The sequence below is a fragment of the Pantoea sp. BJFS-204 genome, from assembly GCF_049310725.1.
Taxonomy (GTDB): domain Bacteria; phylum Pseudomonadota; class Gammaproteobacteria; order Enterobacterales; family Enterobacteriaceae; genus Pantoea; species Pantoea agglomerans.
Genome location: NZ_JBMOWE010000001.1, coordinates 1,347,893 through 1,365,487, shown reverse-complemented (window position 1 = coordinate 1,365,487; position 17,595 = coordinate 1,347,893). Strand labels below are relative to the sequence as shown.

The 17,595-nt window shown below is 59.3% G+C and carries 12 protein-coding genes; 10 read left to right on the top strand and 2 right to left on the bottom strand.

Translation table 11 applies throughout. The features are described from left to right. Window position 1: 1 nt before the first annotated feature. The 3 genes from nirB to cobA are packed head-to-tail and all read left to right on the top strand — an operon-like array spanning window position 2 to window position 7,520. Window positions 2-4,066: a nitrite reductase large subunit NirB gene (gene nirB / locus ACO6VX_RS06275; RefSeq protein ID WP_422457927.1), complete on the top strand. Its 4,065-nt coding sequence runs from the start codon at window positions 2-4 to the stop codon at window positions 4,064-4,066. After that, complete coding sequence (locus tag ACO6VX_RS06270; protein ID WP_422457925.1) at window positions 4,063-6,681, top strand: molybdopterin-dependent oxidoreductase; 2,619 nt, start codon at window positions 4,063-4,065, stop codon at window positions 6,679-6,681. Before nirB ends, ACO6VX_RS06270 begins: the two co-directional genes overlap by 4 nt. Then, entirely contained in the window at window positions 6,681-7,520 is an 840-nt protein-coding gene (cobA, locus tag ACO6VX_RS06265; RefSeq protein WP_010670001.1) for a uroporphyrinogen-III C-methyltransferase, read from the top strand. Before ACO6VX_RS06270 ends, cobA begins: the two co-directional genes overlap by 1 nt. A gap of 608 nt (window positions 7,521-8,128) precedes the next feature. Here cobA and ACO6VX_RS06260 read toward each other — a convergent pair. Together ACO6VX_RS06260 and ACO6VX_RS06255 are read right to left on the bottom strand one after the other, a co-directional pair. Then, complete coding sequence (locus ACO6VX_RS06260; protein WP_422457923.1) at window positions 8,129-8,482, bottom strand: DUF6404 family protein; 354 nt, start codon at window positions 8,480-8,482, stop codon at window positions 8,129-8,131. Window positions 8,483-8,591: 109 nt separating this feature from the next. Then, on the bottom strand, window positions 8,592-9,404 hold the full coding sequence (locus tag ACO6VX_RS06255; protein ID WP_010245789.1) for a DeoR/GlpR family DNA-binding transcription regulator: 813 nt from the start codon (window positions 9,402-9,404) through the stop codon (window positions 8,592-8,594). Between the two features lie 352 nt (window positions 9,405-9,756). Here ACO6VX_RS06255 and ACO6VX_RS06250 point away from each other — a divergent pair, with 352 nt between their 5' ends. The 7 genes from ACO6VX_RS06250 to ACO6VX_RS06220 all read left to right on the top strand — a co-directional run bounded on the left by ACO6VX_RS06250 (window position 9,757) and on the right by ACO6VX_RS06220 (window position 17,456). Continuing rightward, the gene (locus ACO6VX_RS06250; protein ID WP_422457921.1) at window positions 9,757-10,554 is read left to right on the top strand and encodes a GolD/DthD family dehydrogenase; all 798 of its coding nucleotides are present in this window, start codon (window positions 9,757-9,759) and stop codon (window positions 10,552-10,554) included. 55 nt (window positions 10,555-10,609) lie between these two features. Further along, the gene (locus tag ACO6VX_RS06245; RefSeq protein ID WP_010670004.1) at window positions 10,610-11,545 is read left to right on the top strand and encodes a D-ribose ABC transporter substrate-binding protein; all 936 of its coding nucleotides are present in this window, start codon (window positions 10,610-10,612) and stop codon (window positions 11,543-11,545) included. A 45-nt stretch (window positions 11,546-11,590) separates the two neighbouring features. Next, window positions 11,591-12,202, top strand: a complete 612-nt coding sequence (locus ACO6VX_RS06240; RefSeq protein WP_422457973.1) for a DUF2291 family protein — start codon at window positions 11,591-11,593, stop codon at window positions 12,200-12,202. A gap of 10 nt (window positions 12,203-12,212) precedes the next feature. Next, entirely contained in the window at window positions 12,213-13,745 is a 1,533-nt protein-coding gene (locus ACO6VX_RS06235) for a sugar ABC transporter ATP-binding protein (RefSeq protein WP_422457919.1), read from the top strand. 227 nt (window positions 13,746-13,972) lie between these two features. Then, window positions 13,973-15,040 carry an ABC transporter permease gene (locus ACO6VX_RS06230; protein WP_010245772.1) on the top strand — a complete coding sequence of 356 codons (1,068 nt, stop codon included), beginning with the start codon at window positions 13,973-13,975 and terminating at the stop codon, window positions 15,038-15,040. 11 nt (window positions 15,041-15,051) lie between these two features. After that, window positions 15,052-15,849, top strand: coding sequence for an SDR family oxidoreductase (locus ACO6VX_RS06225; RefSeq protein ID WP_010245769.1), 798 nt, complete (start codon window positions 15,052-15,054; stop codon window positions 15,847-15,849). 173 nt (window positions 15,850-16,022) lie between these two features. Further along, the gene (locus tag ACO6VX_RS06220; RefSeq protein ID WP_171820329.1) at window positions 16,023-17,456 is read left to right on the top strand and encodes a YchO/YchP family invasin; all 1,434 of its coding nucleotides are present in this window, start codon (window positions 16,023-16,025) and stop codon (window positions 17,454-17,456) included. Window positions 17,457-17,595: the final 139 nt, after the last annotated feature.

The following is a 17,595-nucleotide window of genomic DNA, read 5'->3' as shown; positions in this document are numbered from 1 at the left end:
CATGAAGCAACGGTTGCTGGTGATAGGTAATGGCATGGCGGGAATGCAGATGGTGGAGAGCCTGCTGCAACGTGCACCGCAGCGCTTCGCCATCACGGTCATTGGCCGCGAGCCGCACGGCAATTACAACCGTGTGCTGCTGTCGCCGGTGCTGGCGGGTGAAACGCCGTTCAGTGAAACGCTGATCCACGATCGCGACTGGTATGAGCGGCACGGCGTCACGCTGCTGAACGACGAAACCGTGCTGCAGGTCGATCTGGCGGCACGTACAGTGCAGACCGATTATCGCCAGCTGGGCTGGGATCGGCTGGTGTTTGCCACCGGTTCACAGCCCCGTTTGCCCGCCATTCCCGGCATCAACGCGGATTGCGTACTGGGTTTTCGCAGTATCGCCGACGTCCGGCAACTCCTGGCGTGCCAGGGACCGGTGGTGGTGTTGGGCGGTGGTTTTCTCGGCATTGAAGCGGCGGCGGCACTCTGTGTCCGTGGGCGTGAGGTTACGCTGGTTCATCACAAACCCTGGCTGCTGGATCGCCAGCTGGATGCAAAGGCGGGCGAGCTGTTGCTGACGGCACTCCAGCAGCGCGGTATCCGCTGCGTGCTGAACAGCGGACTCACGGCGATTGACGAGGCGGGTGTGACGCTGACCAGCGGGCGTCACTGCGCCGCCACGCAGGTGGTGATTGCCATCGGCGTTCAGCCAGAGATAACGCTGGCGCAGGCGGCGGGTCTGCCGTGTCAGCGCGGCATTCTGGTCGATGGGCAGTTACGCACAGCGGTCCCGTCGGTGTACGCCGTAGGCGAGTGCTGCGAAATTGCCGGCGAAAGCTTTGGCCTGGTCGCACCCTGCCTGACGCAGGCGCAGATTCTGGCCGCACAGCTGGCGGGGTCGCCACTGGCGGACTTTGTCAGCCAGCCGCAGGCGACGCGGCTCAAAGTCAGTGGCATTTCGCTGTTCAGCGCCGGGGATGTCAGTGAGGCACCCTCCATCAGCAGTTTTGATCCGATCTCCGGCGACTACCGCCGTCTGTTTCTTCGTCAGGGCCGCCTCTGTGGCGTATTGCTCTCTGGCGACACCCGGCAGGGTCCCGCGCTGCTGGCGCGTCTGCTGCACACCGAAGCTGTCACGCTCGAAGCCCTGTTCGATTCCCGTCAACCTGAACCGCAGCCGCAGGCTGCAGAGAGTCCTGAGATGAGTAAACCGGTATTAGCCGTGGTGGGTCACGGCATGGTCAGTCACCACTTTCTTGAACAGCTGGTTGCCCGCGAACTGCATCAGCACTACCACATCGTGGTTTACGGCGAGGAGCGTCAGCAGGCTTACGATCGGGTGCATCTGTCGGACTATTTCAACGGCAAAACGGCCGACGATCTGTCGCTGGTCAGCGCGGACTTTTTTACCCTGCACGGCATCGAACTGCGCAGCGGCTGCGCAGTCGTAGCGATCGATCGTCAGCAGCGCAGTCTGCGTGACAGCGCGGGCAATGAGCTGGCGTGGGATAAGCTGGTGCTGGCTACCGGCTCGCGTGCTTTTGTACCGCCGGTACCGGGCCACGACGACGAACGCTGCTTTGTCTACCGCACGCTGGATGACCTTGATGCCATTGCTGCCTGCGCCCGCAATAGCCAGCGCGGCATCGTGATTGGCGGCGGCCTGCTGGGTCTGGAGGCGGCGAATGCGCTGCAGCAGCTCGGGCTGGAAACGCATGTGGTGGAGTTTGCGCCACGCCTGATGGCAGTGCAGCTCGATGAGGGTGGGGCGCTGATGCTGCGCCAGAAGATCGATGCGCTGGGCGTCACGGTTCACACCTCAAAACAGACCGAACTGATTGAGCGTCAGACCGACGGTAGCGTGGTGCTGCGCTTTGCTGACGGCAGCAGTTTACCCGGCGATCTGGTGCTGTTCTCCGCCGGTATCCGGCCGCGCGATGAGCTGGCACGTGAAGCGGGCCTGACGCTGGGACCGCGCGGCGGCATTGAGATTAACGATCGCTGCCAGACCAGCGATGAAGAGGTGTTTGCCATTGGTGAATGCGCATTGTGGAACGGTCAGATCTTCGGTCTGGTCGCGCCAGGCTATCAGATGGCACGCGTACTGGCCGGGCATCTGGCGGCTGAATCCACCGCCTTCAGCGGCGCGGACATGAGTACCAGACTGAAACTGCTGGGGGTGGAGGTGGCGTCGTTTGGTGACGCGCATGGCCGCACGCCGGGCAGTCAGCACTATCACTGGACCGACGGGCCAAAAGGCATCTACAAGAAAATCGTGGTTTCTGCCGACAGCACCCGGCTGCTGGGCGGCGTGCTGGTCGGTGACAGCAGCGACTACGCCACGCTGCTGCAGATGATGCTCAATGAGTTACCGCTGCCTGCCGCGCCAGAAAGCCTTATCCTGCCTGCGCTGTCGGGGGCGCCGAAAGCGCCAGGCGTCGCGGCGTTGCCTGACAGCGCCCAGGTCTGCTCCTGTCACAACGTCAGCAAGGGCGAAATCTGCGCGGCGGTGAAAGGCGGATGCGGTGAGATGAGCAGCATCAAAAGCTGCACCAAAGCGGCTACGGGCTGCGGCGGCTGTGCGGCACTGGTAAAACAGGTGATGGAGTTTGAGCTGGAAAACCTCGGTGTCGAGGTAAAAAAAGATATCTGTGAACATTTCAGCTATTCGCGCCAGGAACTTTATCACCTGGTGCGGGCCGGTGAGTTCAGAACTTTTGATGCGCTGCTGACGTCACATGGTCGGGGGCAGGGTTGTGAAGTGTGCAAACCGCTGGTGGCGTCACTGCTCGCCTCATGCTGGAACGACTATCTGCTAAAACCGGCGCATCTGCCGTTGCAGGACACCAACGACCGCTATTTCGCCAATATCCAGAAAGATGGCACCTATTCGGTGGTGCCGCGCGTCCCGGCGGGCGAAATCACGCCGCAGGGGTTGATCGCGATTGGCGAGGTGGCGGCGCGTTACGATCTTTACACCAAAATCACCGGCGGTCAGCGTATCGACCTGTTTGGCGCGCGGCTCGATCAACTGCCTGATATCTGGCAGACGCTACTGGCGGCGGGTTTTGAAACCGGTCACGCCTACGGCAAGTCGCTGCGCACTGTGAAGTCCTGTGTGGGGTCGACCTGGTGCCGCTACGGCGTGCAGGATTCAACCGCTTTCGCCATTGCGCTGGAGAACCGCTACAAGGGGCTGCGCGCCCCACACAAGATCAAGATGGCGGTATCGGGCTGTACCCGCGAATGTGCGGAAGCGCAGAGCAAAGATATCGGGGTGATCGCCACGGAAAAGGGCTGGAATCTCTATGTGTGTGGCAATGGCGGCATGAAGCCGCGCCACGCCGACCTGTTCGCCAGCGATCTCGATGATGCCACGCTGCTGCGTTATGTCGACCGCCTGCTGATGTTCTATATCTGCACCGCAGACAGGCTGCAGCGCACCAGCGTCTGGATGGACAATCTGGAAGGCGGCCTGGACTATCTGCGTCAGGTGGTGATTGAGGATAGCCTCGGTCTGGGCGAGACGCTGGAGCAGGAGATGCAGCGGGTGGTGGACGCGTATCAGTGCGAGTGGCAGACCACGCTGGCGGATCCTTCACGACTTGCGCTGTTTACCCCTACGGTCAACAGCGATCGCCCGGATGAGACGCTGCACTACAGCCGGGTGCGCGGTCAGCGTCAGCCGGAGGCCGTTACCGATCGTCCGCTGTTACCGCCGCCAGCCGAGCCGTGGAGCGCGGTGTGTACACTGGAGGCGATTCCTCAGCAGGCGGGGATCGGGGCGCGACTGGGTAGCGAACGTGTTGCGCTGTTCCGCTTTGGCGATGCGCTTTTTGCGCTGGAAGACCGCGAACCCGGCAGCGACGCCAGCGTGCTCTCACGTGGGATCCTTGGCGATGTGGGCGGCGAGCCGGTGGTGATCTCCCCGCTCTATAAGCAGCGGATACGGTTGCGTGACGGACAGAGCCTGGATAACCCGCAGCATCAGCTGCGCTGCTGGCCGGTGAAGTTGGAAGCGGGTCAGATCTGGCTGGCAAATCGTCCGCTGGATCAGCTGGCGCAGGCATCATGAACAGTACCTGTCCCTATTGCGGCGTCGGCTGTGGCGTCTGCGTCACCCCGCAGGGGGCGCATCAGGCAACCGTGATCGGCGATCCGCACCATCCCGCGAATGCAGGTCGGTTGTGCGTAAAAGGCGCAGCGCTGGGCCAGACCCTGACGCCGCAAGGGCGTTTGCTGAACGCCGAGGTTAACGGGCAGCGCGTCAGCCTGGACGCTGCGCTGGATGCGGCGGCGGCGGGATTGCGGGCGGTTATCGATCAGTATGGCCCGCAGGCGGTGGCGTTTTACGGCTCCGGCCAGCTGTTGACCGAGGATTACTACGTCGCCAATAAGCTGATGAAGGGCTACATCGGTGCAGCCAACATCGATACGAATTCGCGGCTCTGCATGGCGTCGGCGGTGGTCGGTTATAAGCGGGCGCTGGGGGCCGATGCGGTGCCCTGCTGCTATGAGGATCTGGAGCAGGCCGACCTGGTGCTGCTGGTGGGGTCTAATGCTGCCTGGGCGCATCCGGTGGTGTGGCAGCGGCTGATGCAGGCGAAGCTGCAACGTCCGGCGATGTGTATTGTCGTTATCGATCCGCGGCGTACGGCGAGTTGCGATCAGGCCGATCTCCACCTGCCGTTGCGGCCCGGCAGCGATACGGCGTTGTTTTCCGGTCTGCTGCACTGGCTGGCGCAGCAGGATGGCATTGATGCCAGCATGTTGCCGCACCTGAATGGTGTGGACGAGACGCTGACCGCCGCAGCGCAGTGGGGTGTGGCGCGAGTGGCAGAGGCATGTGACTTAACCGTGCAGCAGGTCGCGCACTTTTTCCAGCTTTTCAGCCAGCACGATCGGGTGCTGACGCTATGGTGCATGGGGATTAATCAGTCCGCCACCGGCAGCGACAATAACCAGGCGATTCTTAATCTGCATCTGCTGACGGGCAAAATAGGCCGCGCGGGCTGTGGTCCTTTTTCGCTGACCGGACAGCCAAATGCCATGGGAGGACGGGAGGTGGGTGGCCTGGCGAATCAGCTGGCGGCGCATATGAATTTTACTGAAGCGGATTGCGAACGGGTGCAGCGTTTCTGGCGCAGTCCGGCCATTGCCCGGGAACCGGGACTGACTGCACTGGATCTTTTCCGGGCACTGGCGGATGGCACGGTGAAAGCAGTGTGGATTATGGGCACCAATCCGGCGGTGTCGATGCCTGAGGGCAACCGCGTCGCGCAGGCGCTGGCGGCCTGTCCGCTGGTGATTGTATCAGATGTGATGGCGCAGACCGATACCAGCGCCTTTGCCAATATTCTGCTGCCCGCCCAGGGGTGGGGCGAGAAGAACGGCACGGTGACCAATTCCGAGCGGCGTATTTCACGTCAGCGCGCTTTTGCCGCCGCACCCGGTGACGCCCGGCCTGACTGGTGGTTGCTGTCGCAGGTGGCCAGGCGTTTAGGGTTTGATGAAGGCTTTAACTGGCAGCATCCGGCAGAGATTTTCCGTGAGCATGCGGCGTTGTCAGGTTTCGAGAACCGGGGCGCCAGGGCGTTTGATATCAGCGGCCTGGCGCAATTGAGTAATGCTGACTGGGATGCGCTGCGTCCGGTGCAGTGGCCGGTTAACGCGGCCTGTCCGCAGGGCTGCGCCCGGCTGTTTGGCAATCGTCGGTTTTTTCATCCGGATGGTAAGGCCCGGTTGCGGGTGCCGGCCACGCCGGTTGTCGCCCCGCGCGAACCGGCGTATCCGTTGTTGATGAATACCGGACGGGTGCGCGATCAGTGGCACACCATGACGCGTACCGGGCTGGTGCCGCGTCTGATGCAGCATTGCGATGAACCGTTTGTCGCGCTGCATCCGGCGGATGCGGCAACGTATGGCGTGACGGCGGGCGGACTGGCGCGGGTGCAGTCTGTTCAGGGCTGGATTAGCGTGCGGGTGCGTGTCGATGCCGGGATGCGGCGCGGCGAGCTGTTTGTGCCGATGCACTGGAACCGGCAGTTCAGTCAGCAGAGTCACGTCGATTTACTGGTGGCCGCCCGCGCCTGTCCGTTTTCGGGGCAGCCCGCGCTGAAGCAGACGTCGGTGCGGATTCTGCCGTTGAGGGTGAGCTGGCAGGGCTGGCTATGGCAGCGCGAGATAGCGCAGCCCACAGGGTTGCGTTACTGGGCGCGTACCCCCTATCCGGCGGTGCAGCGTTATGCGGTGGCGGGCGAGGGCTCGCCGCAGGTCTGGCTGGACGGGCAGGTTGTTCTTTCAGGCTGTCACAGGCAGTTTGCGACCGGCAGCGGCAATGATTACCGGTTGCTGGCATGGCGTGACGGCGAGTTGCAGCTGGCGTTTTATGCCGGCTCCGTGTTGCCGTCGATTGATAGTGCGTGGGTCGCCGAGGCCTTTAGTCATGCGCCGCAGGATGCGGCAGGGCGGCACAGTGTACTGGCAGGACAGCCCGCGCAGGGCGCGGCCACGGGACGGATTATTTGCAGTTGTATGGCGGTGGGTGAGCAGACGATTTTACAGGCGGTGGCGCAGGGGTGTCGTACAACTCAGGCGTTGGGCGAAAAGCTAAAGTGCGGCACGCAGTGCGGCTCCTGTATTCCGGAGCTGAAGCAGTTGTTGCTGTCCGAAGTGATGTCGGAGGAATGATGACACGAGCAATTGATTCTCTGGATAAGTTACTGGCCCCGGTGGATGCCGTGTCGCAACAGGGCGCGGTGTGGCTGGTGGGTGCGGGCCCTGGCGATGTGGAACTGCTGACCGTTAAGGCGTTGCGGTTGCTGCAGCGTGCTGAGGTGGTGGTATATGACCGGCTGGTGAGTGACGCGGTGATGGCGGAGGTGCCGGAGCAGGCGTTGTGTATTGATGTGGGTAAGCAGCCGGGGCAGCATGGTCTGAAGCAGGCGCAGATTAATCAGTTGCTGGTGGAACTGGCGCGCAGTGGACGCAATGTAATCCGGCTGAAGGGGGGCGATCCGTTTGTTTTTGGTCGCGGAGGCGAGGAGATGGTGAGCGTGCAGCAGGCCGGGATTCGCTGTGAGGTCGTGCCAGGGATTACGGCGGCTGTGGGCTGTGCGGCAGCCAGCGGAATTCCGTTGACGCATCGGGATTGCGCGCAGTCTTTGCGGTTGATTACCGGGCATGGGCGGAACGGCGAGCCGCAGCTGGAGGCGGCTGCGCTGACGGCGGTGAATCAGACGCTGGTGTTTTATATGGGGTTGAGCTGGAGTGCGTCGATCAGTGCGCAGTTGCAGGCGCAGGGACGTGATGCGGAGACGCCGGTGGCGATTATTGAGAATGGGACCCGGCCCGATCAGCGGGTGTTGATTACCACGCTGGGGGGATTAGCGGAGACGGTGGCGCGGGATAAGCCGGTGTCTCCGTCGTTGCTGATGGTGGGTGAAGTGGTGCGGTTTTATCGGGCGGATTTGCAGGTGCGGGGTGGGGAGACGGTGAGCCGGTGCGTCGTGCAGGAAAGACCTGCCTGATCGCAAAGGGATCCCGCATCCCTGCGGACTGAGCTCGCCATCCCTGGCTCGCACACTTTGCTCTTCAGGCAGGGCTTACCTGCACTGTTGGCATTGGTGCGGGGTTTTGCGGGATCAGGTCTGGATTGAGTGGGCGTATGTCTTGGTGGTAAGGCCGGAACGGTGCGGCAAGACGGTGCGGCGTGCAGGAAAGGCCTGCCCGATCGCAAAGGGATCACGCATCCCTGCAGACTGGGCTCGCCATCCCTGGCTCGCACACTTTGATCTTCAGGCAGGCCCTTCCTGCCCGGCTGGCGGCGGTGCGGTTTTTTTTGGGATCAGATCTGGATTGAGTGCGGTTGATGAGAGTGGAAGTGCCCGAGCAGGACGAAAAGAGCAGTCCAGTGTGGGAAGGCAGGTGAGGGTTGGTAAGACGGTGCGTCGTGCAGGAAAGGCTTGCCTGATCGCAAAGGGATCCCGCATCCCTGCGGACTGGGCTCGCCATCCCTGGCTCGCACACTTTGCTCTTCAGCAGGCCTTACCTGCACGATTAGCGATAGTACGTGCTTACAGTGGAGGCACCATCGTGCAGGTGCACTGTATAAAAGACGATGGAGCTTTAGCTGGCTTTAAAGCTCCTCCCACACAGGCAGGTTGTGAACCTTTTTTCGATATGCGTGAAACAGTGCCATTGTCGCACCGAAGAACAGACCTGCGATCAGATTGGGTATCAGCGAATAGTTGTCGTCAGACACGCCCGGAAGAGAAGGCAATAAGAGCAGCAGTGGCATCATAAGCGTGTACATGCTGGCAAACACCACAAGATTGAGCCAGAAAGGAGTGAAACTCGGGGGTGGAAGATGGATATTCATTTTCCATAACAAACGATGTAATGGCGGAGCAGAGTTACTCGGCCATATTTTCTTCGCTGCCATCAGGGCTAAAGCCCGCGCTTTCCTGCGCTCGAAAATCTCGTTTTTCATCGTTTTATCATCCGTTACATCCCTGCTTAGCATTCGCTCTGGAGCGTAACTTAATCCTGTGGCTGTCTGATGACAGCGAGTGGCTGAATCGATGTTGTTTCAACAAGCATTACATCGCCCGCTTCAGCGGCAGCGGGGCCACCAGCACTTTCACGCCTAGTGCTTCAAACGCTTTTACCTGCGCAGTACTGATGCCGCTGTCGGTGATCAGGTAGTGGATATTGCTCCAGTCACAGGGCAGCGCGAACATCGAAACCTTGTCGATTTTGCTGGAGTCAGCGACCACGTAAACCGTGCTGGCGGATTTGATCATCGCCAGCTTTACCTTGATGTCGGTTTCACTGGGGAAGCTCAGACCCAGACGCGGTGAGATGCAGGCGGTCGCCAGGAAGAGTTTACCGGCCAGCACGTTTTCGAAGAAGCTGGCCGCCTTTTCACCGGAGGTAGAGAGCGTCGGAAATTTAAAGGTGCCGCCGGTCAGCAGGATGTTGATCCCCGGCTCGCCGCCCAGTTTCAGGGCGATATTCACCGCGGTCGTCACGACCGACAGGCGGCGGATGTGGCTGATGGCATCGGTGATCGCGGTGGTCGTGGTGCCGGAATCGAAAATCACCGTGTCGCCATTTTCGATATGCTGCGCCGCCAGCCGGCCAATCGCCTCTTTCTCTTCCAGATGCGTCTGCCGCTCCAGCAGCATCGCCCCGGTATTCTGTTTGCCCGTCATCAGCGTCGCGCCACCATGATAGCGCTGTACAAAGCCCTGTTTTTGCAGCATGCGAAGGTCGCTGCGTAAGGTGGCTTCGGTCAGTCCAAAGGTCTCCGTCAAAGCTTTAACCGTGACCGTGCCATCCTCACGGATCATCTCCAGAATTTTCTCGCGGCGTTGCTGCATGTCAGCGAACTGCTCACTTTTGCTTTTCAATCGAAATGCTCCCTTTTCCAATAACCTGAGAAGTCGGGCGAACAAGGTCTTTGTGGCTGAGTTTAACGCGCCATTTTTATGAATGCGAGATAGCCTGATCTGCCTTTGGTTTTCGAACGAAAATATAAAATGTGCAGGTTATTGAATCTCTCACGCTTTCCGGATTGCAACCAGCTGCCTTTATTTCGGGACTGGAAGCCAGATCACGTCTTTTCAATCAGATAAGCCGCTTTGCAGGGCAGATGGTCGAAATTTGATCTGCTCCACACAACATTTCTTTTCGATAGCTTATATTTTTGTTCGAAAATGAGTGAGTCAACGGCATCGGCAAAAATCTGAGGGGAAGAGTGGGATGAGTGGTGAATATGACGTAAACCTGCGCTACGGCGTGGATACCGCAATGAATCTGGCCGGCAAAGTGGCCGTCGTGACCGGCGGGCTGGGCGGTATCGCGATGGCGACCAATGGCATGTTGCTGGAGAAGGGCGCGAGTCTGGCACTACTCTATCCGCCGTTTGTTGCAGAGAAGGTGGACAGCCTGAGGGCAGATTTCCCCGTCGAGCGGGTGCAGTTTGTCTGCTGTGACGTTACCGATCCCGCGTCGGTTGAACAGGCTTTTGACGATGTGGTTTCCCACTATGGCCGGATCGATATCCTGGTGAACTGCGCAGGCTACGTGATGCTGCAGCCGGTGATCGAGACCGATTTTGCCGAGTGGCAGAAGCAAATTGCGGTGAATCTCACCGGGCCTTTTCTCTGCTCACAGGCCGCCGCACGGCTGATGATCCGTGCCGGTGCGGGCGGCAAAATTATTAATATCGCTTCCCAGGCGGCATCCATCGCTATCGACAACCATGTCGCCTACACCTCAGCCAAAGCGGGCCTGCTGGGCATGACCAAAGTGATGGCCAAAGAGTTTGCCCCGCATCGCATCAACGTTAACACCCTGTCGCCCACCGTGGTGCTGACGCCGATGGGCGAAAAGGCCTGGCGCGGCGAGAAGGGCGAGCAGATGAAGAAACTGATTCCGCTCGGACGCTTTGCCTATACCGATGAGATCGCCGCTGCGGTGCTGTTTTTCGCCAGCAACGGCAGCGACATGATCACCGGCGCCGATTTGATGATCGATGGGGGCTTTACCATCTGGTAAGGCCAATCCAGCACCCGGGAATTCATACCCTGCCATAACGATAAGAGAGAACATCATGAAAAACCGTACTTTGCTGTGCACTGCCGTGGCTGCCTGTCTGGTTTCGCAGGCGGCGTTTGCCGCCGAAAAGGGCACCATTATGATTCTGGTTAACTCACTCGATAATCCCTACTACGCCTCCGAAGCCAAAGGCGCCAATCTCAAAGCGCAGGAACTGGGTTACAAAACAACGGTGCTGTCGCACGGTGAAGATGTGAAAAAGCAGAGCGAACTGATCGACGCCGCTATCGGTAAAAAAGTGCAGGGTATCGTGCTGGATAACGCCGACTCCACCGCCAGCGTGGCGGCGATTAAAAAAGCCAAAGATGCCGGGATCCCGGTGGTGCTGATCAACCGCGAAATCCCGGTGGATGATGTGGCGCTGGCGCAGATCACCCACAACAACTTCCAGGCGGGTTCAGACGTTGCCAACGTTTTTGTTGAAAAGATGGGCGAAAAGGGCAAATACGCCGAACTCGCCTGTAACCTGGCGGATAACAACTGCGTGACACGCTCGAAATCGTTCCATCAGGTGCTGGATCAGTATCCTGATATGCAGAGCGTGGCGCGTCAGGATGCCAAAGGCACGCTGATCGACGGCAAGCGCATTATGGACAGCATCCTGCAGGCGCATCCGGATGTGAAAGGGGTGATCTGCGGTAACGGCCCGGTGGCGCTGGGCGCCATTGCCGCGCTGAAGGCGGCCGGTCGCAACGATGTCATCGTGGTGGGGATTGATGGCAGCAACGACGAACGCGATGCAGTGAAAGCGGGCACGCTGAAAGCCACGGTCATGTTGCAGGCGCAGGCGATTGCCGCTGAAGGGGTGACCGATCTCGATAACTTCATTCAGAAGGGCGTGAAGCCGGAAAAACAGCGGGTGATGTTCCGCGGCATTCTGATTACCCCGGAAAATGCTAAAGGTGTACAGGACTTTAACTACAAGTCGTAATTAAACGCTGTCGCGCCTGCGAAAGCGGGCGCCAGGGAGAAGATGATGTCCCGAAGAGTCTGGCTGACGCTGGTGGTCTTGCTGTTAAGCGGCTGCAAAATTGTGTCGCAGCAGGAGCTGGCTGCCCTGAAAAATCCCCCCAATCCGAAAATGGCGAACATCGACCAGCTCTGGCAGCAGAAACTGGTGCCACAGGTTCAGGCAGAGGCTAAACCGCTGGCGACGCTGATGAAGTCGCTGCAGTCTGCTAAAGACTTCGACAGTGCCTGTCAGAGCTACGGCTATCGCAGTCAGGCTGAGAATCCCTGTGTCTTCAGCGTCTCGGTTAGCGGCGAGGTGACCGCCGTAAATACCACGTCACGCAGTGGAAAAATGACCGTGAAAGATGATTCAGGTGACAGTGTCACAATTCAGGTAGGGCCAATCATTCGTGGCACCGCTTTGCGGGATGTCTACAAAGGCGTGAGCTATCAGGACTTCAATGACCAGGTGCTGTTTGGTGATTACGGCAAGGCGATTAACCAGCACGCCTCCACTCTGATGCAGCAGTTTGCGCCGAAGGTGGGCGATAAAGTGAGGGTTTCCGGCGTGTTCAGCAGCTGGGACATTCCGCAGCAGCTGCCGGATATCACTCCGGCTGCGATCACCCGGCAATAAGGAGCGGCAGATGCAAAATCCTCAACCGCAACAGTCCGGCGACGTGATTATCGAAACGCGCAACGTGTCGCGTCTTTATCCCGGCGTTACCGCGCTCGATCAGGTCAGTTATCGGGTCTACCGCAATAAAGTTAACGTGCTGATCGGTGAGAACGGCGCCGGTAAGTCCACCATGATGAAGATGCTGGCGGGTGTAGAGACGCCGTCGTCGGGCGAGATTCTGCTGGATGGCAAGGTGGTGTCGCTGAACTCCACGCATCAGGCAGAGAAGCAGGGGATCAGCATCATTTTTCAGGAGCTGAATCTGTTTCCCAACATGAACGTGATGGACAACATCTTTATCGCCAATGAGTATTTCCAGCGCGGGGTGATCAATGAAAAGTATCAGTACGCGCTGGCAAAGTCGCTGCTGGAGAGGCTGCAGCTGGATGTCGATCCTTACGCGCCGCTGGGTGAGTTGGGTATTGGTCATCAGCAGCTGGTGGAGATCGCCCGGGCGCTGTCGAAGGATACCCGGGTACTTATCATGGATGAACCGACCAGCGCCCTGAGCCAGTCTGAAGTGAAAGTGCTGTTTAACGTCATCGATCAGCTTAAGCGGCGCGGTGTCACCATTATCTACATCTCTCACCGGCTGGAAGAGCTGATGGAGATTGGCGATCACATCACCATTTTCCGCGATGGCCGTTTTATTAGTGAGCGCGAGGTACGGGACGCCAGCGTGCCGTGGATTATCGCCCAGATGGTGGGTGACAAGAAAAAGCAGTTCGACTATCAGCCTGCGCCACAGGGGGAAACGGTGCTGGAGGTAGAGGGCCTGACTGCGCTGCATCAGAACGGCGGTTACAAGCTTAATGAGGTCAGTTTTACGCTGCGCAAAGGCGAGGTGATCGGCATTTATGGTCTGCTGGGTGCCGGACGCACCGAGCTGTTTAAGGGGCTGATTGGCCTGATGCCCTGTCAGTCGGGCCGGGTACGTTTAGCGGGCAGGGATCTGGCGAAACGCAGCTTCCAGCAGCGGCTGAAAAGTGGCATAGCGCTGGTGCCCGAAGATCGCAAAGGCGAAGGGGTGATTGAACTGATGTCGGTCACCGCCAACATGACGCTCTCTGACTTCAGCCTGCGCGGTTTTCGACGTGCGCTGGGGCTGTTAAATCCTGCCAGGGAGCAGCAGCGGGTCAGTGAGATGATCGGCCATCTGGCGATTAAAGTCAGCGATCCCGACCTGCCGGTTACGGCGCTGAGCGGCGGTAATCAGCAGAAGGTGGTGCTGGGTAAAGCGCTGATGACCGGGCCGCAGGTGGTGCTGCTGGATGAGCCAACGCGCGGTATCGACGTGGGTGCCAAAACCGACGTCTATCACCTGATTGGCAATCTGGCACAGCAGGGGCTGGCAGTGATGTTCTCCTCGTCTGAACTGGATGAGGTGATGGCGCTGGCGGACCGCATTTTAGTGATGGCCGATGGCCGGATTACTGTCGATCTGCCGCGCGCAGCGGCGACGCGAGAACATCTGATTGCGGCATCAACCCCGCAGGATTAAGAGCCTGACCCATCAGGCTATTTTATTTGTCCGTCTGAACCTGGGCAGTGGTCACACAGGCTGCTTTAGCAACCTGAACGCCCGTCAGGGCGGCCCTGAAGGGGCGAGCACAGCGAGTAATCCTGACGTACTGCGTGTACGTGCCGGTTGTTCCGCGCTGTCCGTGTCCAGACTGCCTGAAACCATTACGCCTGGCGGGCCAGGCTCTAAGCTGGCCGGAGAATTTCATGAACCAAAAATATCTGCTCTATATGTACCTGCTCAAGGCCCGCACCTTTATTGCGTTGCTGATTGTGGTCGGCTTTTTCAGCGTGATGGTGCCGAACTTTCTCACCCCCTCTAACCTGCTGATCATGACGCAGCACGTGGCGATTACCGGCCTGCTGGCCATTGGTATGACGCTGGTGATCCTGACCGGCGGTATCGATCTCTCGGTGGGTGCGGTCGCCGGGATCTGCGGCATGGTGGCGGGCGCGCTGCTCACCAATGGCATCCCGTTGTGGGGCGGCAATACGCTGTTTCTTAACGTGCCTGAAGTGATTCTGGTGGTGGCCATCTTTGGCGTGCTGGTGGGGCTGATTAACGGCACGGTGATCACCCGACTGGGCGTCGCACCCTTTATCTGCACCCTGGGCATGATGTATGTGGCGCGCGGTGCGGCGTTGCTGTTCAACGACGGCGGCACCTACGCCAACCTGGTGGGAGTGCCCGCGCTGGGCAACACCGGCTTTTCGCTGCTCGGCTCCGGCACCGTACTGGGCGTTTATCTGCCAATCTGGCTGATGCTCGGCTTTTTACTGCTCGGTCTCTACCTGACGCGCAAAACCCCGCTGGGTCGTTATATCTACGCCATTGGCGGCAATGAGTCCGCCGCGCGACTGGCGGGCGTACCGATTATCAAGGTGAAAGTCTTTGTCTACGCCTTTTCCGGCCTCTGCGCGGGGCTTGTCGGGCTGGTGGTGGCCTCTCAGTTGCAGACTGCGCACCCGATGACCGGCAACATGTTTGAGATGGATGCTATTGGTGCCACCGTGCTGGGCGGCACGGCGCTGGCAGGTGGACGTGGTCGGGTTTCCGGCTCGATTATTGGCGCTTTCGTTATCGTCTTCCTGGCGGATGGCATGGTGATGATGGGCGTCAGCGATTTCTGGCAGATGGTAATTAAAGGTCTGGTGATTGTGACTGCGGTAGTCATCGACCAGTTCCAGCAACGTCTGCAAAGCAAAGTGGTGCTGCTGCGTCGCCATGAAAAAAAGCAGCAGGCAGCCCCCCTTACTGATGTTCGTCACAGTTAACAGGAGCGATTATGAGCCGCGAACAACGTGGAAAAACAGTGGTGATAACCGGTGCCTGTCGTGGCATCGGGGCCGGGATCGCGGCGCGTTTCGCCCGCGACGGGGCCAGGCTGGTGATGGTGTCGAATGCTGACCGGGTGTTCGCTACAGCCGACCAGCTTCAGCAGCAGTATGGCAGTGAGATTCTGGCGCTGCAGGTCGATATCACGGATGAAGCTGCGGTGCAGCAGCTCTATCAGCAGGCCTTTGAACGCTTTGGTCAGATCGACGTCTCGATACAGAATGCGGGCGTGATCACCATTGATCGCTTCGACACCATGCCGAAAAGCGACTTTGAGCGGATTCTGGCGGTTAACACCACCGGCGTCTGGCTTTGCTGTCGTGAAGCGGCGAAATATATGGTGCAGCAGCGCAGCGGCAGCCTGATCAACACCTCATCGGGGCAGGGACGACAGGGCTTTATCTACACGCCGCACTACGCCGCCAGCAAAATGGGGGTGATAGGCATTACCCAGAGTCTGGCGCTGGAGCTGGCGCCGTGGAACATTACGGTCAACGCTTTTTGCCCTGGCATCATTGAGAGTGAGATGTGGGATTACAACGATCGCGTCTGGGGCGAGATCCTCAGCAGCGAGGAGAAAACCTACGGTAAAGGGGAGCTGATGGCGGAGTGGGTGAAAAACATTCCGCTGAAGCGTGCCGGTCAGCCGGAAGATGTCGCCGGACTGGTGGCGTTTCTGGCATCAGAGGATGCGCGCTACATCACCGGGCAGACCATCAATGTGGATGGCGGGTTGATCTTCTCCTGATGCGGTGAGAGATCGCAGGCCTGCTGTAAACGCAGGCCTTTTTCTGACCCGGACTTTTCTGTTATATGCACAATTCGCCGCTGCTGTCCTGCATCGCCGTCACAATATGTTAAGGTAATAGCTGATGATTTTTGTTTAATTGCAGCTACGAACTAATCAATGTGCCGGGTGACATGATACGGAAAACAGGGGTTCTCTCTTTGATTGCGCTGTCGCTGACTGCCACGCAGAGCGCCCGCGCCTTCCAGACTGAAACAGCGGTGTCAGAGACGCCATTCGACAATCCTGCGCGCTACAGCCAGTCGCTGCCGACGCTCGGCGGTGCCAGCGATCAGGATGAAGAGTGGAGCAAAAAGCTGGCGGCCGTGGCCAAAAGTATCGGTGAAGCGAGTAACAACAGCGACAGCAATGTCACGTTTGGTCAGCAGGCGGGCGTCTGGGCGTTCAATCATCTGCGCGATGAAGTGGCCGATCGGGTTGAGAGCGAAGGGCAGTCACTGCTTTCCCCTTACGGCACCGCGCAGCTGGATCTGAAAGTCGACATGAACGGAAACTTTACCGGCACCGGCGGCGATCTCTTCAGCGCCCTGGCCGACGAAAACAGCCGGCTCACCTTCAGCCAGCTTGGGCTGCACGATACCGGCGATGGCCTGGTTGGCAACGCGGGACTGGGACAACGCTGGGATGCCGGTGACTGGCTGCTGGGTTACAACGGCTTTGTTGACCGCGTGTTCAGCAGCGGCCTGCAACGCGCCTCTGTGGGCACGGAAGCGTGGAGCGATTCAATGCGCTTCTCGGCCAACTACTATCAGCCGCTTTCCGGCTGGAAAAATCTGGGCGATTCGCAGCAGCAGCGCATGGCGCGCGGCTACGATATTACCAGCCAGAGCTATCTGCCCTTTTATCGTCAGCTGGGCGTTTCGGTGAGCTATCAGCAATATCTGGGTGAGAATGTCGATCTGTTTAACAGCGGCAACCGCTATCACAATCCCTCCGCCATGTCGTTTGGCCTCTCTTACACTCCCGTGCCGCTGGTGACGCTGTCCGCTACCCATAAAACCAGCAGTGCCGGTGAGAGTCAGGATCAGCTGGGGCTGAAACTCAACTATCGCTTTGGCGTGGCGCTGCGACGTCAGCTCGATGCCGGAAACGTCGCGGAGGCGCACTCTCTGCGCGGCAGCCGTTACGATACCGTCACCCGCAGCGATACGCCGGTGCTCGCCTTCCGTCAGCGCAAAACGCTGTCCGTGTTTCTGGCAACCCCGCCCTGGCAGTTAAGCAGTGGCGAGAGTCTGCCGCTGAAGCTGCAGGTGCGCGCCAGCAATGCTATCAAGGCGGTAAGCTGGCAGGGCGATACGCAGGCGCTGAGCCTGACACCTCCGGCCAATAACGCCGATCCGCAGGGCTGGAGTGTGATCTTACCGCAATGGGATCCGTCGCCAGACGCCAGCAACGAATATCGCCTGTCGGTAACGCTGGAGGATAGCAAGCAGCAGCGTGTGACCTCTAACTGGATCACCCTGAAAATTCAGCCACCGATGACCGTGGACGAGGCCCCGCAGAACGATCGTTATGATTTGATGGCACCCGGCGGCACCACACTTTAGTTGGGATGCTTTACTGCACAGAAAGGATTGGGGGGAGTGAATAGCGGTGGTGGTGTGCAGACGCTGTTGTTAACGTCTGCAGGCCCGACAGCGGTTACTGGCAGAGATAAGTTGTCGGGATGACGAAGGCGCGGCAGAG